Source organism: Mesorhizobium sp. B2-3-10, assembly GCF_006442275.1.
Classification (GTDB): Bacteria; Pseudomonadota; Alphaproteobacteria; order Rhizobiales; family Rhizobiaceae; genus Mesorhizobium; species Mesorhizobium australicum.
Genome location: NZ_VFVT01000002.1, coordinates 388,317 through 414,102, shown reverse-complemented (window position 1 = coordinate 414,102; position 25,786 = coordinate 388,317). Strand labels below are relative to the sequence as shown.

General features: G+C 62.0%; 25 protein-coding genes and 2 tRNA genes. 19 read left to right on the top strand and 8 right to left on the bottom strand.

From position 1 onward, the window contains the following. Positions 1 to 19: 19 nt before the first annotated feature. The 7 genes from FJ943_RS08665 to FJ943_RS08635 all read left to right on the top strand — a co-directional run bounded on the left by FJ943_RS08665 (position 20) and on the right by FJ943_RS08635 (position 5,116). Positions 20 to 844 carry an enoyl-CoA hydratase gene (locus FJ943_RS08665; protein ID WP_140720737.1) on the top strand — a complete coding sequence of 275 codons (825 nt, stop codon included), beginning with the start codon at positions 20 to 22 and terminating at the stop codon, positions 842 to 844. Positions 845 to 848: 4 nt separating this feature from the next. Next, positions 849 to 1,271, top strand: a complete 423-nt coding sequence (locus FJ943_RS08660) for a VOC family protein (protein WP_140717524.1) — start codon at positions 849 to 851, stop codon at positions 1,269 to 1,271. Beyond that, positions 1,271 to 2,062: an AAA family ATPase gene (locus FJ943_RS08655; RefSeq protein WP_140720735.1), complete on the top strand. Its 792-nt coding sequence runs from the start codon at positions 1,271 to 1,273 to the stop codon at positions 2,060 to 2,062. The genes FJ943_RS08660 and FJ943_RS08655 overlap by 1 nt, the downstream gene beginning before the upstream one ends. Then, positions 2,049 to 2,810: a GNAT family N-acetyltransferase gene (locus FJ943_RS08650; RefSeq protein ID WP_140720734.1), complete on the top strand. Its 762-nt coding sequence runs from the start codon at positions 2,049 to 2,051 to the stop codon at positions 2,808 to 2,810. The genes FJ943_RS08655 and FJ943_RS08650 overlap by 14 nt, the downstream gene beginning before the upstream one ends. Further along, the gene (locus FJ943_RS08645) at positions 2,807 to 3,328 is read left to right on the top strand and encodes a CoA-binding protein (protein ID WP_140720732.1); all 522 of its coding nucleotides are present in this window, start codon (positions 2,807 to 2,809) and stop codon (positions 3,326 to 3,328) included. Before FJ943_RS08650 ends, FJ943_RS08645 begins: the two co-directional genes overlap by 4 nt. A gap of 156 nt (positions 3,329 to 3,484) precedes the next feature. After that, a complete protein-coding gene (locus FJ943_RS08640; protein WP_140661967.1) occupies positions 3,485 to 4,765 on the top strand; it encodes an O-acetylhomoserine aminocarboxypropyltransferase in 1,281 nt (426 codons plus the stop codon). A 6-nt stretch (positions 4,766 to 4,771) separates the two neighbouring features. After that, positions 4,772 to 5,116, top strand: a complete 345-nt coding sequence (locus FJ943_RS08635; protein ID WP_140720730.1) for a cupin domain-containing protein — start codon at positions 4,772 to 4,774, stop codon at positions 5,114 to 5,116. A gap of 50 nt (positions 5,117 to 5,166) precedes the next feature. Here FJ943_RS08635 and FJ943_RS08630 read toward each other — a convergent pair whose 3' ends face one another. After that, positions 5,167 to 6,417 carry a cytochrome P450 gene (locus tag FJ943_RS08630; protein WP_140720728.1) on the bottom strand — a complete coding sequence of 417 codons (1,251 nt, stop codon included), beginning with the start codon at positions 6,415 to 6,417 and terminating at the stop codon, positions 5,167 to 5,169. 104 nt (positions 6,418 to 6,521) lie between these two features. Here FJ943_RS08630 and FJ943_RS08625 point away from each other — a divergent pair, with 104 nt between their 5' ends. Then, positions 6,522 to 7,625, top strand: a complete 1,104-nt coding sequence (locus FJ943_RS08625) for an FAD-dependent oxidoreductase (protein WP_140720726.1) — start codon at positions 6,522 to 6,524, stop codon at positions 7,623 to 7,625. Between the two features lie 2 nt (positions 7,626 to 7,627). On the opposite strand, the gene FJ943_RS08620 is transcribed toward FJ943_RS08625, so the two are convergent. Beyond that, the gene (locus tag FJ943_RS08620) at positions 7,628 to 8,221 is read right to left on the bottom strand and encodes a hypothetical protein (RefSeq protein ID WP_140720724.1); all 594 of its coding nucleotides are present in this window, start codon (positions 8,219 to 8,221) and stop codon (positions 7,628 to 7,630) included. A 334-nt stretch (positions 8,222 to 8,555) separates the two neighbouring features. On the opposite strand from FJ943_RS08620, the gene clpP reads away from it, so the two are divergent. From clpP to FJ943_RS08600, 4 genes are all read left to right on the top strand, one after another. Next, positions 8,556 to 9,185 (top strand): ATP-dependent Clp endopeptidase proteolytic subunit ClpP, encoded by a 630-nt coding sequence (gene clpP, locus FJ943_RS08615; RefSeq protein WP_015318198.1) that lies wholly within the window; start codon positions 8,556 to 8,558, stop codon positions 9,183 to 9,185. Positions 9,186 to 9,480: 295 nt separating this feature from the next. Beyond that, positions 9,481 to 10,755, top strand: coding sequence for an ATP-dependent Clp protease ATP-binding subunit ClpX (gene clpX / locus FJ943_RS08610; protein ID WP_013532190.1), 1,275 nt, complete (start codon positions 9,481 to 9,483; stop codon positions 10,753 to 10,755). A gap of 274 nt (positions 10,756 to 11,029) precedes the next feature. Then, a complete protein-coding gene (lon, locus tag FJ943_RS08605; RefSeq protein ID WP_015318197.1) occupies positions 11,030 to 13,441 on the top strand; it encodes an endopeptidase La in 2,412 nt (803 codons plus the stop codon). A gap of 196 nt (positions 13,442 to 13,637) precedes the next feature. Beyond that, entirely contained in the window at positions 13,638 to 13,910 is a 273-nt protein-coding gene (locus FJ943_RS08600; protein ID WP_015318196.1) for an HU family DNA-binding protein, read from the top strand. An 84-nt stretch (positions 13,911 to 13,994) separates the two neighbouring features. On the opposite strand, the gene FJ943_RS08595 is transcribed toward FJ943_RS08600, so the two are convergent. Further along, on the bottom strand, positions 13,995 to 15,017 hold the full coding sequence (locus FJ943_RS08595; RefSeq protein WP_140617024.1) for an aldo/keto reductase: 1,023 nt from the start codon (positions 15,015 to 15,017) through the stop codon (positions 13,995 to 13,997). 190 nt (positions 15,018 to 15,207) lie between these two features. Here FJ943_RS08595 and FJ943_RS08590 point away from each other — a divergent pair, with 190 nt between their 5' ends. Both FJ943_RS08590 and FJ943_RS08585 read left to right on the top strand, forming a co-directional pair. Further along, positions 15,208 to 15,774 (top strand): SIS domain-containing protein, encoded by a 567-nt coding sequence (locus FJ943_RS08590; protein WP_140717510.1) that lies wholly within the window; start codon positions 15,208 to 15,210, stop codon positions 15,772 to 15,774. Positions 15,775 to 15,777: 3 nt separating this feature from the next. Continuing rightward, on the top strand, positions 15,778 to 16,521 hold the full coding sequence (locus FJ943_RS08585) for a creatininase family protein (RefSeq protein WP_140617022.1): 744 nt from the start codon (positions 15,778 to 15,780) through the stop codon (positions 16,519 to 16,521). A 45-nt stretch (positions 16,522 to 16,566) separates the two neighbouring features. Here FJ943_RS08585 and FJ943_RS08580 read toward each other — a convergent pair whose 3' ends face one another. The 3 genes from FJ943_RS08580 to FJ943_RS08570 form a co-directional block, all read right to left on the bottom strand. After that, the gene (locus tag FJ943_RS08580; RefSeq protein WP_023773222.1) at positions 16,567 to 17,484 is read right to left on the bottom strand and encodes a carbohydrate ABC transporter permease; all 918 of its coding nucleotides are present in this window, start codon (positions 17,482 to 17,484) and stop codon (positions 16,567 to 16,569) included. A 6-nt stretch (positions 17,485 to 17,490) separates the two neighbouring features. Next, on the bottom strand, positions 17,491 to 18,612 hold the full coding sequence (locus tag FJ943_RS08575; RefSeq protein ID WP_140720722.1) for a sugar ABC transporter permease: 1,122 nt from the start codon (positions 18,610 to 18,612) through the stop codon (positions 17,491 to 17,493). Positions 18,613 to 18,681: 69 nt separating this feature from the next. Next, positions 18,682 to 20,346: a sugar ABC transporter substrate-binding protein gene (locus tag FJ943_RS08570; RefSeq protein ID WP_015318190.1), complete on the bottom strand. Its 1,665-nt coding sequence runs from the start codon at positions 20,344 to 20,346 to the stop codon at positions 18,682 to 18,684. 277 nt (positions 20,347 to 20,623) lie between these two features. Between FJ943_RS08570 and ugpC the strand changes: the two genes are divergently transcribed. The 3 genes from ugpC to rbsK are packed head-to-tail and all read left to right on the top strand — an operon-like array spanning position 20,624 to position 23,087. Further along, positions 20,624 to 21,673 carry a sn-glycerol-3-phosphate ABC transporter ATP-binding protein UgpC gene (gene ugpC / locus FJ943_RS08565; protein ID WP_015318189.1) on the top strand — a complete coding sequence of 350 codons (1,050 nt, stop codon included), beginning with the start codon at positions 20,624 to 20,626 and terminating at the stop codon, positions 21,671 to 21,673. Positions 21,674 to 21,700: 27 nt separating this feature from the next. Next, the gene (locus FJ943_RS08560) at positions 21,701 to 22,153 is read left to right on the top strand and encodes an RbsD/FucU family protein (RefSeq protein WP_140617019.1); all 453 of its coding nucleotides are present in this window, start codon (positions 21,701 to 21,703) and stop codon (positions 22,151 to 22,153) included. Positions 22,154 to 22,157: 4 nt separating this feature from the next. Further along, a complete protein-coding gene (rbsK, locus tag FJ943_RS08555) occupies positions 22,158 to 23,087 on the top strand; it encodes a ribokinase (protein WP_140661974.1) in 930 nt (309 codons plus the stop codon). A gap of 70 nt (positions 23,088 to 23,157) precedes the next feature. On the opposite strand, the gene FJ943_RS08550 is transcribed toward rbsK, so the two are convergent. Beyond that, on the bottom strand, positions 23,158 to 23,673 hold the full coding sequence (locus FJ943_RS08550) for a hypothetical protein (protein ID WP_015318186.1): 516 nt from the start codon (positions 23,671 to 23,673) through the stop codon (positions 23,158 to 23,160). A 312-nt stretch (positions 23,674 to 23,985) separates the two neighbouring features. Then, positions 23,986 to 24,062 (bottom strand) — tRNA-Asp (locus FJ943_RS08545). Between the two features lie 217 nt (positions 24,063 to 24,279). Here FJ943_RS08545 and FJ943_RS08540 point away from each other — a divergent pair. Both FJ943_RS08540 and FJ943_RS08535 read left to right on the top strand, forming a co-directional pair. Further along, positions 24,280 to 24,355 (top strand) — tRNA-Val (locus FJ943_RS08540). A gap of 384 nt (positions 24,356 to 24,739) precedes the next feature. Beyond that, positions 24,740 to 25,777 (top strand): HNH endonuclease, encoded by a 1,038-nt coding sequence (locus FJ943_RS08535; RefSeq protein ID WP_210242402.1) that lies wholly within the window; start codon positions 24,740 to 24,742, stop codon positions 25,775 to 25,777. Positions 25,778 to 25,786 lie beyond the last annotated feature (9 nt).

Below are 25,786 nucleotides of genomic sequence, written 5' to 3'. Positions count from 1 at the left end.
AATCGCGGAGATCTTAGCCATGGCCGAAATCCTTGCCATCAAGCCTGCTGCCACCGACGAGGGCCCGGTCACGACAAGACGGGAGAAGGGCGTGCTGCGCCTGACGCTCGCCAATCCGCCCGCCAATGCCCTGTCGCTTTCGGTGATGGCGGCGCTCGTGGCGGAGTTGGAACACGCCAAGGCGGACAAGGCCGTTCGCGTTATTGTGCTGTCGGCGGCCGGCAAGGTGTTCTGCGCCGGCCACGACCTCAAGGAAATGACCTCGCGGCGTGCCGATGCCGATCGCGGCAAGGCCTTCTTCGAAGAGACCTTTGCCGCTTGCGCCATGCTGATGCAGACGATCGTGCGCCATCCCTTGCCTGTCATCGCCGAGGTGGACGGCCTGGCGACAGCCGCCGGCCTGCAATTGGTCGCCAGCTGCGACCTGGCGATCGCCTCGCATGAGGCGACCTTCTGCACGCCGGGCGTCAACATCGGCCTGTTCTGCTCGACGCCGATGGTTGCGCTGTCGCGCAACGTCTCGCGCAAGCAGGCGATGGAGATGCTCTTGACCGGCGAGACGATCGACGCCGCGACCGCCAAGGAATTCGGCCTCGTGAACCGCGTCGTGCCGCGCGAGTACCTGAATCAGATTGTCACCAAATACGCGCAAGCCATTGCTTCCAAATCCTCTTTGGTGATCAAGACCGGCAAGGAAGCTTTTTACGCGCAGGCCGAGATGGGCTTGGCCGATGCCTATGCCTATACCGGCCGCGTCATGGTCGAGAACATGCTGGCGCGGGACGCGGAAGAGGGCATCGGCGCTTTCATCGGCAAGCGCAAGCCGGAATGGACGGACGAATAGGATCATGGAACCGCGCATTTCCATCATCACCATCGCCACCGAAGATCTGGATCGCGCCGTGCGCTTCTACGAGGCGATGGGTCTGAAGCGCCACGCGGGGATCACCGACGGTGTCGCCTTCTTCCAGATGGGCGGCGCGATCCTCGGCCTGTTCCCGCGCCCCAGCGCCGAGGAGGACTCCGGTATCACCTTCGCCCAGGCGCCCTCGGCCGTCTATCTCGCCTACAACACCCGCTCCGATGCCGAGGTCGACGAAGTGCTGGCGCAGGCGGAAAAGGCCGGCGGGCGCATCATCAAGCCGGCCGGCCGCGCCTTCTGGGGCGGCTGGTATGGGTACTTCGCCGATGCCGACGGGCATGTTTGGGAGGTGGCTCATAACCCGGCCTTTCCGATCGCGGACGACGGCACGATTTCGCTGCCTGATTGATGGCCTACCGCAAGCAACTGACACGGCTCAAGGCACCGTACCTCAAACGGATTTTGCTCGACCGGGAGCGGGTTACGGACTGGGAAAAGTATCCGTGGAACCTGCCGCTGTTTCGCGGCCACGCGTTCGAGCTCGAATTCACCACGCCCATCACCATCATCGTCGGCGAGAACGGCACCGGTAAATCCACGCTGCTCGAGGCGATCGGCGCGCTGGCCGGCTATGACGAAGCGGGCGGCGGCAAGGGTTACCGGCCCGTCGACCATTCCGGCGCCATCGACAAGAGTGGCGCCGCACTGGCAAACACCTTCCGTGGCCACTGGTTGCCAAAAGTCACCGCCGGCTGGTTCTTTCGTGCCGAATCCTTCTACTCGGTGGCCCGCTACCTCGACCAGGCAGCGCTGGAGGATCCGTTCAAGCCACCGCCGCCGGATTTCCTGTCCTGGTCGCATGGCGAAGGCTTCATCCGCTTCTTCGAGGAGCGCTGCCGCAGGCAAGGCATCTATATTCTCGACGAGCCCGAGAGCGCGCTTTCGCCGACGCGCCGGATCGAATTGCTGAAGATGCTGCGGCGCATGGACCAATCGGGCACTGCGCAGGTGATCATGGCGACCCATTCGCCGCTGTTGATGGCCTGTCCCGGCGCGCAACTGTTCCGCATCAGCCGCTTTGGGCTCGAGCCTGCCGACTTTCGTGATACCGACCACTTCCGCATGCTGCGCGATTTCAGCAATGACCCGCGATCCTTCATGGAGGAAGCACTTGGGGAGACGAGGGATGACCGTCAGTGACGAAGATCTCAAATGGCGGGTCGAACAAGCCTGTCGTGAAGGCTGGCCGGCGGCCACCGAGACGGTCGCCGACGGCTGGCTTCTGCGGCGATCGAGCGGCAAGATCCGCCGCACCAATTCGGTCAATCCTTTGCGTGGCAAACGGGCGGAGCCGGACTCAACGCTTGCCGCCGCGGAAGCGTTTTATGCCGGTCACGACCAGGCAGTCCTGTTTCGGGTCCCTGACATCGCCAGCGAGATGGACACCATCCTTGATCGCCACGGCTATGACACCGAGGGCGGCTCGATCCATCTGTTTGCCGGTATCGAAGAATTTAAGGTGTCGCCCGACGCGCGGGTTACCATCTTACCGGCACCAAGCGAAAGCTGGTTCGACGCGCGGTTTCGCATGGGAGCCTATGGAGACACCGATCGCCGGATCGTCCGCGAAATGACGAAGTTGATCGTCGGGGAGCGGGCTTTCGTGTCGACGGAGCTAGAAGGCGCGATTGTTGCCGTGGCCTTTGGCGTTATCCGGGATGGCATGCTCGTCGTGGAATCGGTTGAAACGGACGGCCATTTCAGGCAGCAAGGCCTCGGTCGCAAGACCGTAGGCGGTCTGATCGGTTGGGCTCGGCAGGCGGGGGCGGAGGCGGCGTGTCTGCAAGTGGTTGTCGACAACTCTCCGGCCCGCGCGCTCTATGCCTCGCTTGGTTTCAATCGCGAACTCTACCGATACCACTACCGCAGGAAGATGATTGCCGCATGAACCACGACACTTACGAAAATGCCTACATTGCCGGCATCCTCAATTCGGTGAAGTCGATCGCCATGGTCGGGGCGTCGGCCAATGATGTCAGGCCGAGCTATTTCGTCCTGAAATACCTGCTGGCCAAGGGGTTTTCGGTGTTCCCGATCAATCCTGGCCAGGCCGGCAAGGAAATCCTCGGCCGAATGACCTATGCGAGGCTGGCCGACATACCGGAGCCGATCGACATGGTCGATATTTTCCGCAATGCCGCGGCGGTCCCAGGCATCGTCGACGAGGTGTTGCAACTCGATCCCTTGCCGAAAGTCATCTGGATGCAGCTTGCCGTGCGCCATGACGAGGCAGCCGCCCATGCCGAAGCGGCCGGCATCAAGGTGGTGATGAACCGCTGCCCCAAGATCGAGTATGGCAAGCTCTCCGGCGAGATCGGCTGGACCGGCGTCAATTCCGGCGTGCTGTCGTCCAAGAAGCCGCTGATGCGCCAGGGTTTTCAGAGTTTCGGCGTGCGCCAGAAATAGGCGCGGCGCAGAGGCGCAAAATTATTCCGCGGAACGCCGCATTATCCTGCGGTGTGATTGAAGGATCGGCGCCGAAAGGTATTTTCTTCTTTGCATTCGCACGTCGCCTTCGCCAAGAATGCGCGGCCAATTTAGGAAGTTCAAAGGGAGGTTTCAGTGACCCGTTCGCCAGGTTTCAACACGCTCGCCGTCCATGCCGGCGCCAAGCCCGATCCGGCCACCGGCGCGCGCGCCACGCCGATCTACCAGACGACCTCCTTTGTTTTCGATGACGCCGACCACGCCGCTTCGCTGTTCGGGCTAAAAGCTTTCGGCAACATCTATACCCGCATCATGAACCCGACCCAGGCAGTGCTCGAAGAACGCGTCGCGGCCCTCGAGGGCGGCACGGCCGCCCTTGCGGTCGCTTCCGGCCATGCCGCGCAGGTCATCGTGTTCCACAATCTGATGCAGCCCGGTGACAATTTCGTCGCCGCCAACAAGCTTTACGGTGGTTCGATCAACCAGTTCGGCCATGCCTTCAAGAATTATGGCTGGGAGGTGCGCTGGGCCGAAACCAATGACATCTCGACCTTCGAGAACCAGATCGACGACAGGACCAAGGCGATTTTCATCGAGAGCCTGGCCAATCCGGGCGGCACCTTCGTCGATATCGAGAAGATCGGCGACATCGCCCGCAAGCACGGCCTGCCGCTGATCGTCGACAACACGCTGGCCTCGCCCTATCTGATCCGGCCGATCGAGCATGGCGCCGACATCATCGTCCACTCGCTGACCAAGTTCATGGGCGGCCACGGCAATTCGATTGGCGGCGTCATTGTCGACGGCGGCACCTTCGACTGGTCGAAGTCGGGCAAATACCCGATGCTGTCGGAACCGCGCCCCGAATATGGCGGCCTCGTGCTGCACGAGACCTTCGGCAATTTCGCTTTTGCCATCGCCGCGCGCGTGCTCGGCCTGCGCGATCTCGGCCCGGCGATCTCGCCGTTCAATGCCTTCCTTATCCTGACCGGCCTCGAGACCTTGCCGCTGCGCATGCAGCGTCATTGCGACAATGCGATCACCGTCGCCGGCTGGCTGTCCAACCACCCCAAGGTCGCCTGGGTGAATTATCCCGGCCTGCCCAGCGACAAGAACAACGCGCTGCAGAAGAAATATTCGCCGCTGGGCTCCGGCGCCGTGTTCACCTTCGGCCTCAAGGGCGGCTACGAGGCGGGCATCAAATTCGTCGAGGCACTCGAACTGTTCTCGCACCTGGCCAATGTCGGCGACACCAAGTCGCTGGTCATCCACCCGGCATCGACCACGCACCGCCAGCTTTCCGACGAACAGAAGGTCAAGGCTGGTGCCGGACCCGACACGGTGCGGCTGTCCATCGGCATCGAGGATGTCACCGACATCGTCGCCGACCTCGAACAGGCGCTCGCCAAGGTCTGACCTGATATGACCGCGTTTCTTTCCGTCGACACCAAAGGCGTCGAACCCGAATCCGGCGCGCCGGCGCCGGATCGCCTGATCTCGGGCGATCCGAAATTCCGCACCTGGAATGTCGAGGAGCGCGACGGCGGCCTCTATGCCGGCATCTGGGAATCGACCCCGGGCAAGTGGCGCATCGTCTATGAAGAATGGGAGTTCTGCCACATTCTCTCAGGTGTTTCGGTAATCGCCGAAGAGGGCGGCCAAGCGCGCACCGTCAAAGCCGGTGACAGCTTCGTGCTGCGGCCGGACTTCAAGGGAAGCTGGGAAGTGCTTGAAACGACTCGCAAGGAGTATGTGATCAAGCTTTGAAGCTTGATCACATATCGAGAATCCGATCGGATTTCCCGGCAGCTCGCTAGCTAAAAATGGAAGGCAAGTCGTTCCAGCCCATGGAAGTGGTATGTGTCGCGGAAGCGCGGCTGTTCGGCGAGATGCAGGTGCGGGTGCCGCTCGAACAAGGTCCTCAGCGAAACCTGCAGTTCGAGGCGGGCCAGCGGCGCACCGATGCAGAAATGGATGCCGGCGCCGAATGATACATTCTTCTGGTCGGTGCGCTCCGGCCGGAAGGTCTGCGGTTCGGCGAAGGCATGCGGATCATGATTGGCCATGCCAAGCAGAAGTCCGATCGTCTGGCCCGGCCGCACGACGATGCCGGGCGCGATTTGGATTTCGTCGTAGGCATAGCGCATGAACATGTGCAGCGGCGCGTCGAAACGAAGGCATTCCTCGACCGTCGCCGCCGTCGCCTCGGGCGAGGTAAAGAAGCGGCGCGGGTCGCCGCCTTGTGCCAGGATGGAATGGATGGCATTGCCGGTCTGGTGCACGGTTGCTTCGTGGCCGGCGTTGAGCAGCAGGATGGCCGAGGAGACCAGCTCGTCCTCTGACAGTTTCTGGCCGTCTTCCTGGGCCGAGATCAGCAGCGACAGCAGGTCATCGCCCGGCTTCTTGCGCCGCTCGGCGACGTAGCCGCGCAGGAAATCGGAAAATTCGCCCGCGGCACGGTTGGCCGTCTCCTCGGTCTCACGGGTGCGGCCATGGATATACATGGCAACCATTTGATGCGACCAGTCGAGCAGTCGCGGCCCCATCTCCACCGGCACGCCAAGCATTTCGGCGATGATGGTGATTGGCAGCGGGGAGGCGAAGGCCGGCAGGAGGTCGACGGCCTTGCCAGGTTCGAAACGATCGATCAATTCGTTGGCGAGCGCCTCGACGCGCGGCCGTAACCGTTCGACCTGACGGGAGACGAAAGCCCGGTTGACCAGTGTTCTCAGCCGCGTATGGACCGGTGGCTCCAGCTCGAGCATCGAATTGGCTTCGATGCCGTCGAATGCCTTGAGATGGGTCCTGTCTTGTCCGACACCGCGGCTGTCGGGGATGCCGGCCGGGTTCTGGCGGCCGAAACGGCGGTCGCGCAACAGCCGGTTGACGTCGCCGAAGCCGCCAAAGCACCAGAAGCCGAACTCTTCCCAGAAAAACGCATTCGAGGCTTCGTGCAGGAAGCCGTAGGCCTCGTAAGGGTTCAGGAAGAAAGCCGGTTCGCGCGGGTCGAGTCTGAGCTGGCGAGTGGCTGGATCAAAGGCCAGATAGGAGAGCGTCGATTTGGTCATGCCAGACCCATAGCGCGGCTTGCCAGCCCTGTTCCAGACCGTATGTTGCGTCCGACAGCCCGATGCATTGAGCCAGGCAGTAGGGTTGCGGAAGGTCTGAACGGATGAATGTGATCGTTGTCGGCGCGGGTATCGCCGGTCTGTCCACGGCGTGGTCGCTGGTCAAGGCGGGCCACGCCGTGTCGGTTGTCGAGCAGGGGCCGATCCCCAATCCGCTGGCGGCATCGGGCGACCATCACCGCATCATCCGCCGCGCCTACCGCGCTGGAACCGGCTATGGGCTGCTGATCACCGAAGCCTACGAGGCCTGGGACGAGATGTGGGCCGATCTCGGCGAGAACCACCTCGACGCGCGGGGCTTCGTCTGCGTTTCGCGCGAGCCCGGCGACGAGGCCGAGGAATACCGCGAGGGCCTGGAAGAGGGAAAATTCCCTTTCGAATTGCTGGGACCGGAGGCAGCCGTCGAGCGCTGGCCGTTCCTTGAGGCCGGCTCGTTCCGCTACGCCTATTTTTCGCCCGAGGGCGGCGCGCTGCATTGCCGCAAAATAGCGGCCGGGCTGGCCAAATGGCTGCGTGCCAATGGAGCCAACGTCTACGAGCACAGCAAGGTGACGGAGATCGATGCCGAGGCCGGCCATATCGTGCTCGAATCCGGCGAGACGATGCAGGCCGACCGCATCGTCGTTGCCGCTGGCGCCTGGGTGCTGAAACTATTCCCCGAACTCGGCGGCGAATTGAAGACCTTTCGCACCGCGCTCGCCTATGTCGAGCCGCCGGCCGATCTCAAGGCCGCTTGGGAGGCGGCGCCCGTCATTCTCGATGTCGGCGGCACGACCGACGGCTATATGATCCCGCTTACGCGGGGCGCCGGCATGAAATTCGGCTCGGGCCTGCACAAGGTGCCGACCAGCGACGCCGACTGGAACCGCGAGCCGGTGCCCGGCGAGGGCGAGGCGATCCGCAACCTGTTTTCGCCGCCGATCGCCCGCATCGAGGAGTACAAGGTGACCGAAGTGGTCACCTGCGCCTACACGTTCACCGATGACGAGAGATTCCTGGCGCATGAGACCGGCAAGTGCCTGGTCGTCTCGGCGTGCTCGGGTCACGGCTACAAGTTCGGCGCGGCGGTCGGGCGTCGTGTGGCCAAAGCCATTGGCGATGGCGATGTCGTCGGTCTTAAGGCCTGGCTGCGGGCCGAGGTGGCCTAAGCCTAGTCCTGGCAGTGCCTTGGAATATGCACCCGCCGCCAGCCGGATGAGCCTTCGCGCACCAGCACGCGGCGCGGGACGGTCTGGTACGCGGCGGGAATATCGATGACGCGCCTTTGCTCGGGCCGCACCAGCACCTCCTCGGCGATGGTGTCATATTGCGCCGGAATGACGACGCGCCGCGTGCGCTCGGGCTGGATCACCACCGTCTCGGCGACGCGTTCAAAGCGTGCCTTGTGCCAAACCTTGCACAACACGCGGCGGCCATGGATGACGCGCCATTCCCAGGAATAGCCGCCGCCATCGACCCTGACGGTGTGATAGACGGTCCTGGTGGCCGCAGGCACCACCTCATACCGAACCTGGGCCGGCACAGTCATCACCACTCGCTCGCGCGTGCCATAGATCGGCGGATCATAGTCGACGATCTGCTGGCCGGGAGGGCTGACCATGACGTCTTCGTAGACGGTGTCGTAAACGGCCGGTGTGTGGACGGGCTCGTAGCATTCGACGGCGCGACCACCGGCCGCCGTTTGCGAAATCGAGCCGAGCATGGTCATCCCTGCAATGGTGGAGCATGCGGTTTTCCCGGACATGGCACTCCCCGTCTGAACTGTAGGCACAAGTTCAACGTTGAATTGTAGGGGAAGCCGTTGCGGAGAAAAGCGGTTTTGGCGCATTTCGTTAAGTGACGAGGTTAAGAAACTGCTACCCTGGCGGGGCCGGTCGGTATTTGAGGTCGGCGTGGCATCAGCTGCTGCTAATTCTTGCCCGGAAGCTTGATTCGACTTACCCAGATGGCTAGGACGGGTCGGCCTTGCACAAGGATGAGCCGGCATCCTATTTACATCTTAACGATCCAGAACCGATTCTGCCCGAGCTGCCAGCCTGTCCGGCGCCGGAAACCCACCGCGAGACAAGAGATAACTGATGAAGAATCCCGTCGAAACCTACATGAACCTCGTTCCGATGGTGGTCGAACAGACCAATCGCGGCGAGCGGGCCTACGACATTTTCTCGCGCCTCCTCAAGGAGCGCATCATTTTCATCACCGGTCCGGTCGAGGACGGCATGGCGACGCTGGTCTGCGCGCAGCTCCTGTTCCTCGAAGCGGAGAACCCGAAGAAGGAAATCAACCTCTACATCAATTCGCCGGGCGGCGTCGTCACCTCGGGCATGGCGATCTACGACACCATGCAGTTCATCAAACCGGCCGTGTCGACGCTGTGCATCGGCCAGGCGGCCTCGATGGGCTCGCTGCTGCTGACCGCCGGCCACAAGGACATGCGTTTCGCCACGCCCAACGCCCGTATTATGGTTCACCAGCCGTCCGGCGGCTTCCAGGGGCAGGCGTCCGATATCGAGCGTCACGCCCAGGACATCATCAAGCTGAAGCGTCGCCTCAACGAGGTCTATGTCAAGCACACCGGCAAGAGCTATGAGGACATCGAGAAGACGCTCGACCGCGACCATTTCATGACCGCCGACGAGGCCAAGGATTTTGGCCTGATCGACAAGGTCATTTCGTCGCGCGAGGCGGCCGAGGGGGCGTTGGCATAAAGGCTAGTTGGCAGTTGGATGGCACCATCACGCGCTTTTGGCGTGTCTTGCGTCATTTCGGCCACAATTGGCTGTTCCCTCGGAGGTCGGGATTGCCTACGTTAAGGCTATGTTGATTTTCGACGGCTTAGCTTTGCGTGGGGAAGCTGCGAATCATTGCCACGTTTTCTGATTTGTGTTTCGTACGGAATACGTTGCGGGAGCCGGAAGACTGGCGGCGGCGGATTCCCGCGATAAATAGAGTATGCGCCCTTTCAGCCAGACCATCGGCGGGCGGCCATGAAAGGACATGAAAATGAGCAAGGTCGGCAACAACAGCGGTGATTCCAAGAACACGCTTTATTGCTCGTTTTGCGGCAAGAGCCAGCACGAGGTGCGCAAGCTGATCGCCGGTCCGACGGTGTTCATCTGCGACGAGTGCGTCGAGCTGTGCATGGATATCATCCGCGAGGAGAACAAGACCTCGATGGTGAAGTCGCGCGAGGGCGTGCCGACCCCGCAGGAGATCCTCAAGGTTCTCGACGACTATGTCATCGGCCAGCCCTACGCCAAGCGCGTGCTGTCGGTGGCCGTCCACAACCACTACAAGCGCCTCGCGCATGCCGGCAAGAACAACGATGTCGAGCTGGCCAAGTCCAACATCCTGCTGATCGGCCCGACCGGCTGCGGCAAGACGCTGCTGGCACAGACGCTGGCCCGCATCATCGACGTACCCTTCACCATGGCCGACGCCACGACGCTGACCGAGGCCGGTTACGTCGGCGAGGACGTCGAGAACATCATCCTGAAGCTGTTGCAGTCGGCCGACTACAATGTCGAGCGCGCCCAGCGCGGCATCGTCTACATCGACGAGATCGACAAGATTTCACGCAAGTCCGACAATCCCTCGATCACCCGCGACGTGTCGGGCGAGGGCGTTCAGCAGGCGCTGCTCAAGATCATGGAAGGCACGGTCGCCTCCGTGCCGCCGCAGGGCGGCCGCAAGCACCCACAGCAGGAGTTCCTGCAGGTCGACACCGCCAACATCCTGTTCATCTGCGGCGGCGCCTTCGCCGGGCTGGACAAGATCATTTCGGATCGCGGCAGGAAAACCTCGATCGGCTTCGGAGCTGTCGTCGCCTCGCCGGAGGATCGCCGCACGGGTGATGTTTTCCGCTTGGTCGAGCCCGAGGATCTGTTGAAGTTCGGCCTCATTCCGGAGTTCGTCGGCCGTCTGCCGGTTCTGGCGACGCTGGAGGATCTCGACGAGCCGGCACTGATCCAGATCCTGACCGAGCCGAAGAATGCGCTGGTCAAGCAGTACCAGCGCCTGTTCGAGATGGAAAATGTCGATCTGACCTTCCACGAGAACGCGCTTTCGGCGATCGCCAAGCGCGCCATCGAGCGCAAGACCGGTGCGCGCGGCCTGCGTTCGATCATGGAAGCGATCCTGCTCGACACGATGTTCGAACTGCCGGCGCTCGAAGGCGTGCGCGAGGTTGTGATTTCGGAAGAGGTGGTGACCGGCAGCGCCCGGCCGCTCTACATCTATTCCGAACAGAAGGAAAAGAAGGGCAATGTCAGCGCCTGATATGGCACTTGGCCCTATATTTTTATGGAACGGCGCCCCTGCGGCGCCGTTTTGCTGTGAGGAACCGGCACAGCGTCGCGATGGAGTGGATTGGGGACGATGTTAACTCTTGATCTTTGCCCTGCCTGCCTCCACCTAACACGAGAAGGCCGAGGTGCCCGATTTCTGTGCTGTAAAACTCCCGTCATAAACGGTGGTAGGCGGAACGATCCCCGGTCGTTAATATGAGATTCGCGGTTGGCCTGATGGTGGCCGCGACATGAAAGGTTGGACAATGGCCAAAATATCCAAGGCTCCCAGCGACGGCGTCTTCGCGGTCCTCCCACTGCGCGACATCGTGGTGTTCCCGCATATGATCGTTCCGCTCTTCGTCGGGCGCGAAAAGTCGATCAAGGCGCTGGAAGAGGTGATGGGTCAGGAAAAGCAGATCCTGCTTGCCACCCAGATGAATGCCGCCGATGACGATCCCGAGCCCGATGCGATCTTCGACATCGGCACGCTCGCCAATGTGCTGCAATTGCTGAAGCTGCCCGACGGCACCGTCAAGGTTCTGGTCGAAGGCGCCTCGCGTGCGAAAATCGTCTCCTTCACCGACCGTCCCGACTTCCACGAGGCCAAGGCCACGGCTCTGGTCGAACCGGAAGAGGAGGAGGTGGAGGTCGAGGCCCTGGCCCGCTCGGTCGTCACTGACTTCGAGAACTACGTCAAGCTGAACAAGAAGATCTCGCCCGAAGTGGTGGGTGCCGCCAGCCAGATAGACGACTATTCCAAGCTCGCCGACACGGTTGCCTCGCATCTTGCCATCAAGATCCCTGAAAAGCAGGAAATGCTGGCCACGCTTTCCGTCAAGGAGCGGCTGGAAAAGGCGATGGGCTTCATGGAAGCCGAAATCTCCGTCCTGCAGGTGGAGAAGCGCATCCGCTCGCGCGTCAAGCGCCAGATGGAGAAGACGCAGCGCGAATACTACCTCAACGAGCAGATGAAGGCGATCCAGAAGGAGCTCGGCGAGGGCGAGGACGGCCGCGACGAGGCCGCCGAGATCGAGGCTCGCATCAAGAAGACCAAGCTCTCCAAGGAGGCCCGCGAAAAGGCGGATGCCGAATTGAAGAAGCTCAGGACGATGTCGCCGATGTCGGCCGAATCGACTGTCGTGCGCAACTATCTCGATTGGCTGCTGTCGATCCCGTGGGGCAAGAACTCCAAGGTCAAGCAGGACCTGGCCTATGCGCAGAACGTGCTCGACACCGATCACTTCGGCCTCGACAAGGTCAAGGACCGCATCGTCGAGTATCTTGCCGTGCAGAGCCGCCAGAAGAAGCTGAAGGGGCCGATCCTGTGCCTCGTTGGCCCTCCCGGCGTCGGCAAGACCTCGCTCGGCAAGTCGATCGCCAAGGCGACCGGTCGCGAATTCATCCGCATGGCGCTTGGCGGCGTGCGTGACGAGGCCGAGATCCGTGGCCACCGGCGCACCTATATCGGCTCGATGCCCGGCAAGGTCATCCAGTCGATGAAGAAGGCCAAGAAGTCCAACCCGCTCTTCCTGCTCGACGAGATCGACAAGATGGGCCAGGACTTCCGTGGCGATCCGTCGTCCGCGCTGCTCGAGGTGCTCGACCCCGAACAGAACTCGACGTTCATGGACCACTACCTCGAGGTCGAATACGACCTGTCGAGCGTAATGTTCGTGACGACGGCGAACACGCTGAACATCCCTGCGCCCCTGATGGACCGCATGGAGATCATCCGTATCGCCGGCTACACCGAGGACGAGAAGATCGAAATCGCCAAGCGGCACCTGATGCCGAAGGTGATCCGCGATCACGCGCTGCAGCCAAAGGAGTTCTCCGTCGGTGAGGACGCGATCCGCGCCATCATCCAGACCTACACCCGTGAAGCGGGCGTCAGAAGCCTGGAGCGCGAGCTGATGAAGCTCGGGCGCAAGGCGGTGACCGAGATCCTGAAGACGAAGAAGAAGACGGTGAGCATCACGGCGGCGAACCTCGCCGACTATCTCGGTGTTCAGCGCTACCGCTTCGGCCAGGTCGAGGCTGACGATCAGGTCGGTGTCGTCACCGGCCTTGCCTGGACGGAAGTCGGCGGCGAGCTGCTGACGGTCGAAGGCGTCATGATGCCCGGCAAGGGCCGCATGACGGTGACCGGCAATCTGCGCGACGTGATGAAGGAATCGATCTCGGCGGCGGCCTCCTATGTCCGCTCGCGCGCCATCGATTTCGGCATCGAGCCGCCGCTGTTCGACAAGCGCGACATCCACGTGCACTTGCCGGAAGGCGCCACGCCGAAGGACGGTCCGTCCGCCGGTGCCGCCATGGCCACGGCCATCGTGTCGGTGCTGACGGGTATTCCGGTGCGGGCCGATGTGGCGATGACTGGCGAGATAACGCTTCGCGGCCGCATCTTGCCGATCGGCGGCCTCAAGGAGAAGCTGCTCGCCGCACTGCGCGGCGGCATCAAGAAGGTGCTGATCCCGGAAGACAACGCCAAGGATCTGGCGGAGATCCCGGACAACGTGAAGAACGGCATGGAAATCATTCCGGTCTCACGCGTCGGTGAGGTGTTGCGCCACGCGCTGGTGCGGATGCCGGAGCCGATCGAATGGGTCGAACCGGTCAATCCGCCGGCTTCCACGGACACGAGCGATGACGCTGGAAAGTCGCTTGCGCATTAGTTTTTTCTAAGGTTGCAGCGCACAAACAGAAAGCCGGGCCTCGCGCCCGGCTTTTTCATGTGAAAAACCCCGGAATTCCGGGCTTTTTCCGCTATTTTCCTGCCTTTTCGACTTGGTTGCGGGAACGCTTCTTTCTAAAGTCCGTTTCCTGCCGGATGAGTCGTGAGTTCCGGTGTTCTCATGGAAGGGAATTTTTATGAACAAGAACGAACTGGTGTCCGCTGTCGCCGACGCCGCGAGCATTTCGAAGGGTGACGCGCAGTCTGCGGTCGATGCAGTGTTTTCTGTCATCTCCGGCGAACTGAAGAAGGGCGGCGATGTCCGGCTTGTCGGCTTTGGCAATTTCACCGTGTCAAAGCGCGCCGCATCCACCGGCCGCAACCCGCAGACCGGCGCCGAAGTGAAGATCCCGGCGCGCACCGTGCCGAAGTTCTCGGCCGGCAAAGGTCTCAAGGACGCCGTCAACTAAGCGCGTTTTTATTTTTGAAAAAACCAGAAAAGCCGGGCTTGCCCGGCTTTTCTTTTTCGGCGTATTGGGCCGGACGGTAGCTCCTCAAGCTGTCGGGGCGTCGGCGCGCATGAGGCCTTCGTTCTTGAGGTCGGCCCAGAGCGCTGCAGGGAGTTTGGCGTCCAGGAGCGAGCGGTTGCTCTCGACCTCTTCAGGCCGCTGACCGCCGGGGATGACCGAAACCACCGACGGGTGCAACAGCGGGAACTGCAGGGCGGCTTCGATCAACCTGACCCCATGGCGCTTGCAGACGGCCTCGATGCGCGCCACGCGATCGAGCACTTCCTGCGGCGCCTCGGAATAATTGTAGTAAGCGCCGGACTTCGGTCCGGTGGCCAGGATGCCGGAATTGTACGGGCCGCCGAGAACGATGCCGATGCCGCGTTTCTGGCAAAGCGGCAGGAACGATGTCAGCGCCTCCTGTTCCAGCAGCGTATAGCGCCCGGCAAGCAGGAACAGGTCGAAATCGCCGCGCTCGGCCAGGGTCTGGGCCACCTGCCATTCGTTGATGCCGCCGCCGAACGCCTTGATGACGCCCTGGTCGCGCAAGGCGAGCAGGCCATAATAGCCCGAACGCATGAACTCTTCGATGCGCCGGTCGGACGCCTCCTTGCTGCCGTGGGTGAAGATATCGACATCGTGCACGAACAGGATATCGATGCGGTCGACGCCAAGCCGCTCCAGCGAGGCCTCGAACGAGCGCATGACGCCGTCATAGCTGTAATCGTAGACCTCCTTGCGCGACGGCGTGTCGAAGAACTTGCCGATGCCGGTGCGCTCTTCTGGCGGGCAGGCGCGCATGATGCGGCCGACCTTGCTCGACAGCACGTAGTCGTCGCGCTTCCTGGATCGCAGGAACGGATTGAGGCGCGTTTCCGATAGGCCGAGCCCATAGAGGGGCGCGGTGTCATAATAGCGGCAGCCGGTCGCCCAGGCGGCCTCCAGCGTCGCATTGGCATCCTCGTCGGAGACGGCGCGGTAAAGATTGCCGAGCGGCGCTGTACCGAAACCCAGCTCCGTGAAGGTGATGCCGCCATTGCCGATGCGGTCGAAATGCCGTGTCTTCATATCTTGAAATTTTCCCGGATTGATTTGTCTGACATGACACTATCACGCTCGTGGCTTGGCAAAAGCGCCGCTGAGCGTTGGACACGCATTTTCCCGGTTGCTAGCATGAACGAAATCAAGCTGTTCCGGGGAAAAGCGTGATCAGGAATTGCCAATCCAATTCGATTGCCGGCGCGCAGGCGGCGCGGCCGTGAGCAACTCCAGCTCGGAGATGTTCAAGACCGCGCTCGACGAGCTTGGCGCGGTGCTGGCGCGCGTCGATGGCGATCGGATCGACGCCGCCTGTGGGATGCTGGTCGGTGCCAGACAGATCGTCGTCTATGGCTGCGGCCGCGAGGCCTTGCAGGTGAAGGGCTTCGCCATGCGGCTCTATCATCTGGGCCTGCCGGTTTCGGTCGTCGGCGACATGACCACCCCGCCTGTAGGGCAGGGCGATGTCCTGCTTGTCAGTTCCGGACCCGGCGAAACCTCGACCGTACTCACCCTGATGCGCATCGCGCGCGAGGCAGGCGCCACCGTCCTGCTCCTGACCGCCCAGGCAGGCGGCAGCGCCGCAGGGCTGGCCGATTTGACGCTGCTGATCCCGGCGCAGACCATGGCCGACGACCAGGGGCCGCAAAAGACGTCGGTGCTGCCGATGGGCTCGGTGTTCGAGGGCGCGTTGTTCGTGCTGTTCGAGATCATGGTGCTGAAACTCAGGGAGATGACCGCGGCGTCGCCGGAAGCCATGCGCGCCCGCCACACCAACATGGAATAGATCATGCGCTATGAACTGATGCTGCCGCACCAGATCCGAAAGGCAATCGCCCAGAATTGGCCGGTCGCGCTGCCGCTCGGCGTGCTGGAATACCATGGCGAGCACATGGCCGTCGGCATGGATACGCTGGCAGTCATCAAGACGCTGGAGCTGTTCGAAAAAGAGAGCGATGTCGTCATCCTGCCGCCCTTCTACTATGGCGCGGCGAGTTACGCGGTGGCACCGCCGGAAGGCAGCGGCTCCGTCCAGGTCGGCGGCAATCAACTGGCGCCATTCGGCGAGGCGCTGTTCTACAGCCTGCTGCGCATTGGGTTTCGCAACATCCACGCCATCATTCATCACCAGACCGAGAATTTCGCCGCCGGCATGCCGACGGATCTCGCCTTCAAGACCGCAGGCAGACAGGCGATCTTCCGCTTCCTCGAGAAGCAGCGTGGCGAGGGCTGGTGGGGTTCAGAGACGATGGCCGACTATTATGCCGGACATGCCGAGGGCGAAAACTTCTTCAACTGGGTGCAGGTGCACCCGCTGATGCCGACCGCCATGAACGGCAAATATCCGTTCGACCATGCCGGCATCGGCGAGACATCGCTGATGCTGGCGCTATGCCCGGAAGCGGTGGACGCCGCGCATTTCGCGGACAACAAAAGCTGGTATACGGCAACTGCGGCGGAAGCCTCGGCAGCACTTGGACAGAAGGGCGTCGCCATGATCATGGATCATCTGCGCGCGATCCTGAAGGCTTAGATTAGCGCGACCTTTCTCCGACCGAGGGGAGGTGAAGACGCCCGGTCACTTCACCGCGCCAGCGGTCATGCCCATGATCAGGTAGCGCTCCAGGGCGATGCCGATGACCGCCAGTGGCGCGATTGCCGCCGTGGCAAGGGCTGCCATCGACCACCAGTTGATGCCCTGCGAGCCGGTCTGGCTCGCCACCATGACGGGAATTGTCTTGGCGTCCGTGGACGTCAAAAGGGCGGCGAAGAAGTACTCGTTCCAGCACAGCACCATCGCCAGGATGAAGGCGGCCACCATGCCCGGCAGCGCGATCGGCATGACGATACGGAAAAAGGCGCCCCAGATCGACAGGCCGTCGACGAGGGCTGCTTCCTCGAGTTCGACGGGGATGGAATTGAACTGGTCGCGCATGATCCAGATGACGATCGGCAGCACCATCAGCGTGTAGAGCAGGATCAGCCCGACGCGGGTATCGAGCAATCCGACTTCGCGGTAGAGCACCAGGAAGGGCAGGGCCAGCACCACCGGCGGCAGGATGAGCTGCGACAGGAAGAAGAAGGAGATGTCCTCGTTCTTGAACCAGGCGAAATGGTAGCGGTAGCGGGTCAGGCCATAGGCGGCGAGGCTGCCGATGATGATCGCCAGGCTCGACGCGCCAACCGAGGTGATGACCGAATTCATGAAGCGCTTGAGGAACTCGTCGCGCACCGTCGATGTCTGGAAGATCGAGTCCGGTGACAGGCCAAGCGATCGCCAGCCTTTCCAATCCGGCTGGAAGTCGACGAACGGGATCAGGTGGCCCTGGGTGACATCCACCGCCGTCTTGAACGATGTGGTGATGGTCCAATAGATCGGAAACAGGCAGATGAAGCCCCAGCAGGCGAGCGCGCCATAGATGAAGACGCGGCTGGCGAGGAAGCTCGCCGGCGAGCGGATTTCGGATGCGACGTAGTCGGTGGTCTGAACGCTCATCTCTACCTAATTCACATTGCGGACGAAACGACCGGCGAACTTCAACAGCCAGGTCACGAACACCACGATGATGACGAGATAGGCCATCGCCAGCATGGTGCCATAGCCAACATTCGAGCGGTCGCGGTATTCGCGGTAGATGAAGCTCGAGACCGAATCGGTGGCGCCGCCCGGACCGCCCGAGGTGACCGTGATGATGATGTCGGCAAGCTTCAGCTTGAAGATGATGCGCAGGATCACCGCCGTCACCGACACCGGCAGCATCAGCGGGAAAGTGACCTGCCAGAAGGTTTGCCAGGCCGTGGCGCCGTCGACACGTGCCGCCTCCAGCACCTCGCGCGACATCGCCTGCAGCCCCGCCAGCAGCATGATCATCATGAAGGGGATGAAGGTCCAGGCGTCCAGCAGCATGATCGAGATGCGGGCGGTGATCGGGTTCGAGAAGAAGGCCGGGTCTTCCCAGCCGAGATGGCGCGCCAGCGTGGCTGCCGGTCCAAAGCGGTATTCCATCAGCGACTTGCCGATCATCCACGACACCGCGACCGGCGACAGCATGAGGGGCATCAGGAACACCACCCGGAAGAACTTTCGAGCCCGGATCTGCGCGTTGAGGAGCAGTGCCAGGCCAAAGGCGATGACATATTCGACCAGCACCGCCAGCACATAGAGTACCATGTTGAACAGGGCGTTGCGGTAGTAGGGGTCGGCGAGCATCTGCCAGAAATTGTCCAGCCCGTTGAACCTGCGGCCGCTGAAGGAGGAGAGGTTCCAATCGGTAAGCGCGATGTAGAAGCCGAACAGGGTCGGGAAGATCACCATCGCAATGGTGAACAAAAGGGCCGGCAGCAGGAACAGCGCGCGCTGGCCGTCCTCGCCGCGTGTAAGAACCTGGCCGATGCCGATCGCCACACCCCACAGCACATAGGCGTAGACCACGGGCCGCCATGTCTCGAAGCCGATCGTATCGACCTCGGTCTTGTAGAGGATCTGCACCACGATCGTCGCCAGCAGGCCGAACGTGGCAATCGCCATCAGCGCCCATCCCAGACGCCTGCGGCCCGGCGGGATCAGATCATTGGGGGCGGCGTCTGCCGGCCACCGGGTCGCGGTCGAAGTCTGGTCAGTCACAAATCTCGCCCGTTTGGAAGGGAAGGCTGTGGCCCGGCGCTGCCGCCGGACCACGGTTCACAGGGCAGCCTACATGCCGAGCGAGGCCTTGTAGAGCTTGATCTGCTTGTCGCGGCCAATCTGGTCGGTCAGCTTCTCCCAGGCGGCTGCGATGGCATCGGCGCCTTCCTGCGCCTTCATCTTGCCGGCGAAGGTGTTGGCCAGGATATCCTCGGCGGCGCTGTAATACTGGAAGATGCCGGGGATGCGCGGCTCGATCGCCGCGTTGGGATGGTTGTAGCTGTCGCCTTCCGACTTCAGGTATGAGGTGATGAACGCCTCGTCGTAGCCGGCCGCCACCCACTCCGGAATGTCGAAGTGCGAATTGCGGTAGGGCTGGAAGCCCGACGGATACATCGCCGTCCAGATCGACAGGTCCTTGCCGCCGAGATGGGCGGCGGCCGACCATGCCGCCTTCTTCTTCTTTTCGTCGCTATCGACGCGGGCCATGACATAGACGCCCCAGCCGAGATAGGCGCAGTTGGGCGAATAGTTCGGGCCGCTGGCGAGCTTCTCCCACTTGCCGGTCTTGGAGTTGTAGACATCGTCGGAGCCCGGCAGGATCGAGAAGCCGGTGACATCGCCGATGACCGAGCTGTCATTGGTCTTGACGTTCGAGCCGACGTCGCCCCACCAGGGGATCATCGAGCCGGTGCCGGCCAGGAACTGCTGGAAGGCGGTGGTGTTCGGGTCGGCATTGATCTGGTCGGCCGGCTCCGACGGCAGGGCGTCGATGACGTCCTGGATGGCGCGTACCCAGGCCGGATTGTTGATGCGAGGCTTCATCGTGTCGGCGTCGAACAGCCAGGCCTTGTCGTCGGGATGCTTGGCGTAGGCGGTGGCACGGCTGCCCAGGAAATAGAAGCCGAACCCGCCCCAGGGCTTGGGCGCGTCGAGGTAGCCGTAGACATCCTGGCCCTTGAACTTCTTGCCTTTCAGGAACTTGGTCACGGCCTGAACCTCTTGCCAGGTCTTAGGCACGCCCCATTCGCTCGTCGCCCCGCCATCCTTCCACTGCTTGGCGAGGTCGGCATCGGCAAACACGTCGGTGCGGTAGTTGAAATTGTGCGCGTCGCCGTCGATGGTGACCCGGTACTGCTTGCCATCCCACGTGCCGACGGGCGGCTTGAGGTAGTTGACGAGATCGTCGAAGTCGATCTGCTTCTTGACCCAGTCGGGCATCTCCGAAGTCAGGCCTTTGCCGCAGACGTCGCCCTCGAACGGCGCGCCCATCTCGATAATGTCGAAGTCGACGGTGCCGGTGGCGATCGACTGCTGCAGGCGGGCGTTGTAGTCGGCCTGCGCCAGGTCGATCCAGCTGATCTTGGCGCCGGTATAGGTCTCCCATGGCTTCAGGAAACCACGGAACAGCACATTGTGCAGGTTCTGGTTGTTGAGTCCCATGAAGGTGAGCTCGACGCCGGCGAACTCGCCTTCCTTGACATTGGCCTTGGTCGCCTCCAGGCAAAGCTCGCCGACCTTCTGGAAGTCGGCGTCTGTCGGCTGGCCTTTGCCAACCCCGGGGATCTGCAGGATTTTCGAGCGCAGTTCGCTTGCGGCGGAAGCCGGGCGCGTCAGCGCGCCAAGTCCGGCGCCGGATGCGGCGGCGATCGCGGCCATCGAGGCCGCGCCCTTCAATATGTCGCGCCTTGTGGCGCCGGCACGTACCAGTTTGTCGTAAAGACCTACTCGCATGGACTATTTCCTCCCAGAACGTTAGTCGTGAATCGAAAGTGCCAATCGTGCCGGGCGCTGGCCTTTTTAGAAGCGAAATCAGGACCCCGACCTGCGTCGCTTCGCGTTCCGTTTTTTCGGGTAGAGTACCGGCGTTCGGATTGGCGCTCGTCACTATTCTCACAACCAAACGCCGTGTCAACGAGGACGGGTTTTTATCTATAAGAGACCGACTTGCCCTGACCGGTCGCGTTGGTTAGCTTCTGCGCCTACGGCCAGTGGAGCCGATGGGGGAACGATGGCTCAAGTCGCGATCAGCAATGTGGCCAAGGCGTTTGGAACCGTCAAGGTTCTGCACGAAGTCAGCGTCGACATTGCCGATGGCCAGTTCGTCGTGCTTGTCGGCCCGTCCGGTTGCGGAAAGTCCACGCTGCTCAGGATGGTGGCCGGGCTGGAGACCGTCTCCGGCGGCACGATCGCCATCGGTGACCGTGTCGTCAATCACCTGCCGCCCGCAAAACGCGACATCGCCATGGTGTTCCAGAACTATGCGCTCTACCCGCACAAGACGGTCGAGCAGAACATGGCCTTCGCCCTCAAGCTGCGCAAGACCGATCCGGCCGTGGTTGCCGAGCGGGTCAAGCGCGCCGCCGACATCCTCGACCTCAGCCCCTATCTGAAGCGCTACCCGCGCCAGCTTTCCGGCGGCCAGCGTCAGCGCGTCGCCATGGGGCGCGCCATCGTGCGCAATCCGCAGGTATTCCTGTTCGACGAGCCGCTTTCGAATCTCGACGCCAAGCTGCGCGTCCAGATGCGCACCGAGATCAAGGAACTGCACCAGCGGCTGAAGACCACCACCATCTATGTCACCCACGATCAGATCGAAGCCATGACGATGGCCGACAAGATCGTCGTCATGCGCGATGGCCGCATCGAACAGGTCGGCGCGCCGCTGGAGCTTTTCGACCGGCCGGCGAACCTTTTCGTTGCCGGCTTCATCGGCTCGCCGTCGATGAACCTGCTCAAGGGTACCGGGCGCAAGGGCGGCGTCGAGATTGCCGGAACGCTATTCCCGGTCGCTCCGAACAACACCGTCGAGGAAGGGCGCTCCGTCGTCTATGGTGTGCGCCCCGAACATCTCGAAATCCATCCCGAAGGCGTGCCGGCGAAGATTTCCGTGGTCGAGCCGACCGGCTCGGAAACCCTGGTGTTCCTCCGCTTCGGCGACGGCGAGATGGTGGCGCTGTTTCGCGAGCGCCATGACTTCAAGCCCGGCGATACGCTGAAGCTCCGGCCAAGGCTCGACCATATCCATCTGTTCGACGCCGAGGCCGGCAAGCGTCTCTGATCTCAAACGCACTCCACGAGGACCATCATGCTCAAAGGGATCGATCCGTTGCTCAATGCCGACGTGCTCCAGGCATTGCGGGCGATGGGGCATGGCGACGACCTGATCATCGCCGACACCAACTTCCCGTCCGATTCGGTGGCGCGCCAGACGGCGCTCGGTCGGGTGCTGCGCATCGATGCGCCAGCGGCGCAAGTGGTCAAGGCGGTGCTGTCGCTCTACCCGCTGGACACGTTCGTCGATGATTCCGCCGCCCGAATGGAGATCGTCGGAAAGCCGGACGAGATCCCAGCCGTGCAGAAGGAAGTGCAGAAAGAGATCGATGCCGCGGAGGGCAAGTCCTGGCCGATGGTGCCGGTCGAGCGTTACGCCTTCTACGAGCGCGCCAAGCAGGCCTATTGCGTCATCCAGACCGGCGAACGCCGCTTCTACGGCTGCTTTGCCTTCCGCAAGGGCGTCGTGCCGCCGGATGCGGAGTAGCGGCATGGCCTCGGGCAAGCCGGTCGTCATCCTCGGTGTGTTTGTCGCCGACACGGCCTACAGGGCCCAGCGCCAGCCGCGCATGGGCGAAACGATCCTTGGCAATTCCTTCAAGCTGGGGCCAGGCGGCAAGGGGTCGAACCAGGCCGTGGCCGCTGGCAAGCTGGGGGCCGACGTCGCGTTCCTGACCCGCCTCGGTGTCGATGCCTTCGCCGACATGGCCAAGCGGACCTGGAAGGATGCCGGCGTGAAGAGCGCCGCCATCGACACGCCGGACAGCTACACCGGTGCCGCCTATATCTTCGTCGAGGAGGGGAGCGGCAACAATGCCATCATCGTCAGCCCCGGCGCTGCCATGCTGATCACGCCCGAGGACATCGAAGCCAATGCCGACCTTATCAGGGGTGCCGGTGTTTTCGTGACGCAGCTCGAACAGCCGATCGATGCCGCGATGCGGGCGTTGGAGATCGCGCGCGGGGCCGGGGTGACGACCATCCTCAACCCGGCACCGGCGGCAAAGCTACCCGACCGCATCTATACGCTCTGCGACTATCTTACACCGAACGAGACAGAGACGGAGGAGTTGACCGGGCTGAAAGTTTCTTCGGTCGACGAGGCCCGCGCCGCCGCCGGCAAGCTGCTCGAAAAAGGCGTCGGCACGGTCATCGTCACGCTGGGCGAAAAGGGCGCGCTCCTGCACACGAAGGATCGCTCCGAGCATGTTTCCGCCATCAGTGCCGGCCCTGTCGTCGAAACCACCGGCGCGGGGGACGCCTTCAACGGCGGCCTGGCCGCAGCACTTTCGCGCGGCGTGGAGCCGCTGGAGGCGGTGCGCTTCGCCTGCGCCGTGGCCGGCATTTCGGTGACCCGTCCAGGCACGGCACCGTCTATGCCGACATTGCAGGAGGTCGAGGCGTTGCTGGCCAAGCGCTGAGGCTGCTCAGGGTTCGCGGGGTCCCGGAGCCCAGACCGTTCTGGCCTCCGGGTCAGTGGGCGTTGAGAAGCTACTGCATGACGTAGCAGCGCTTTCCCTGGTCGGGAGCGGGATCGCCGAATGCATCGTTGTCGCATTGGACGCCATTGCGGAACACGTCCTGCGTGAACCGGCCGCGGGCGCCATACCTGACCACCTTGCGGCCATAGAAATCGCAGAATTCGCCTTCCTCGGCGCAGACCGCCCACTTCTCGCGGCGTGGCTGATCGTAGTCGTCGTTCGACTCGTCACGGTCGCGCTTCACGATGAAGCAGAACTTTTCCTTGCCCGGCGCGGGATCGCCGAAAACGCGGTTCGAACAGGGTACCGCGTTGCGCTCGATGTAACGCGAGGTCGTGCGGCCCCTGGCGCCGTAGACGACCTCGGCGGGATAGGGCAGGCGGCAGATCTCACCCTCGCGAGCGCATCGCTGCAGCCGGTCGGCCGACGCGGCGGCGGGAAAAAGGACGGATGCGGCCGTCGTCGCGCCACCCAGGCAAATCAGCGTGAATATCGTGCGCGTGGAAATGTTCGGTGCAATTGACATTACGTCCTCCATGCCATTCCGGCAGCATACTGCAATGTGGCTGCCTGCGGCATGAATCGAGCGTTTTGTGGGCGGTTGCGCAAGCAGATTCGCAACGACCAAGTCGTCCGCTGTCCGCAGGGCCTCTTCGTCCGTTGCTTGGCGACCCACACGAATCGCGTTGTGGATTCCAAGGCATCGCTCATGCAAGGGCGATTTTGGAGCCGAGAAAAACGGGGCCGAAGAAGGTCTTCGGACGCTGTTCCTGGAGAGGTCTTTGACAATTTTGTCGGCATTTCCCCGGAGCCAAGGATCATCGTCCTTGAGGGGAAATGGCGCGAGTGACGGGGCTCGAACCCGCGACCTCCGGCGTGACAGGCCGGCACTCTAACCAACTGAGCTACACCCGCGCATTGACGAGCACGTGTCAGCCGTGTTCGTCGTTGGGGCGCTGGATAAGGGGTTCGCTACCGGGTGTCAAGCGCACCAAACCATCATAACGCCAAACAGGAGAAGGTTTTTTGACAGCCGGCATTTTGTTCGCAAATCCGGCCTGCGAACAGGGCATCCCGCACTCATTTGGCCTTGCGAAGCAGGTCCCGACCGCTTAAAGGTCCGGCCCGGAGCGGGCGATTAGCTCAGTTGGTAGAGCGCTTCGTTTACACCGAAGATGTCGGCGGTTCGAACCCGTCATCGCCCACCATATTGTATTTAAATAGTATTTTGACGTTCAGTCCCTCTTAAAGCTGCAATCAGTTTGGCTCGTAGCTACAGAATAGCAACAGCTGACTCAGCACTGCATTCAGCGACAGAGCCGCTGAATCACGTGGCCAGTCGCTCAGGACGGAGGGATCAGTGAGGCAGTGTTCTATGCACGGCTGAAGAAGGGCATGACCCCCGACGAGGTAGTCTATACCCCTCGTGATGCCCCGGGGTTGGAGGTGTTAGAACAACAGAAACCCGATAGGCATCACCTCAGCGTGGACTGATCGATCTTGATTTCCAGTGGCAAACCCGGTCACCTTCCGCCGAGCCGGGCGAGTGTCCCTGTCAAACGGATTTGCTCGGCAATCTTTGGGGGGCGCACATGAGCCTATCTGATCTGACGCGGTCAGCTGTCGAGTTGGCCGTAGCCGAGTATGACGAGATCGGTCCCGAGCGCTTTTTGGAAAAGTATGGCTTTGCCAAGGCTCGAAAGTACTTTTTGGTCATTGAAAATCGTGAATATCACTCGAAGGCCATCGCGGGGGCAGCCCATGGTTTCCTTCCCGGCCAACCTATGCCGCTGCACTCAATCGATTTCTCAGGTGGGGAGAACACCGTTGCGCACGTGCTGGGCAATCTCGGCTTTGTCGTGCGCTCCACAGAACCAAAGCCCCGCAATCCGACTTGGAACCGTGATGAGCTAATCCTAGCGCTCGATCTCTATTTGGAGAACCCAGCTTCTCCACCGGGCAAGACCAGCAGCAAGATCGCCAAGCTGTCGGAAGATCTGAACAAACTGGCCGCGATCCTCGGCGTTTCAGGTGATGGGCAGTTCCGCAACCCAAACGGCGTCTACATGAAGGTGATGAACTTTCGACGTCTTGATCCTACGTTCGCTGCTGTAGGTAAAGCTGGCTTGAGCCATGGTGGGCGAGAGGAAGAGCTTGTCTGGACGGAATTCTCCCAAGCCCCCGACCTATTGCGCGCCGTCGCGACCGCGATCCGGGCCGCCATCGTCGCGGAAACGCTGCATACTGCCCAGCCTAAGCTCGACTACGTAGAAGAAGCGGAAGAAGGCCGCCTGCTAACGGTCCTGCACCAACGAAGAGAACGTAACAGAGGGCTAGTGGAAGCCCGTAAGCAGAAAGCTCTGGGAGAGACGCACGAGCTCCGTTGCGAAGCCTGTGACCTGTCTTTCGGGGACCGGTATGGCCCGCATGGCGACGGCTTCATCGAGGTGCATCACGTTCGACCGCTCCATACGCTGAGAGAGGGCGACAAAACGGCGTTAACCGACCTCGCGCTTGTCTGTGCAAACTGTCATCGGATGATCCACCGTCGCAAACCTTGGCTATCGGTTTCGCAACTCAGGACGCTATTAAACGAACTCTCCACGGCAGCCCGCCCTGAGACAAATTGAAACCGAGAA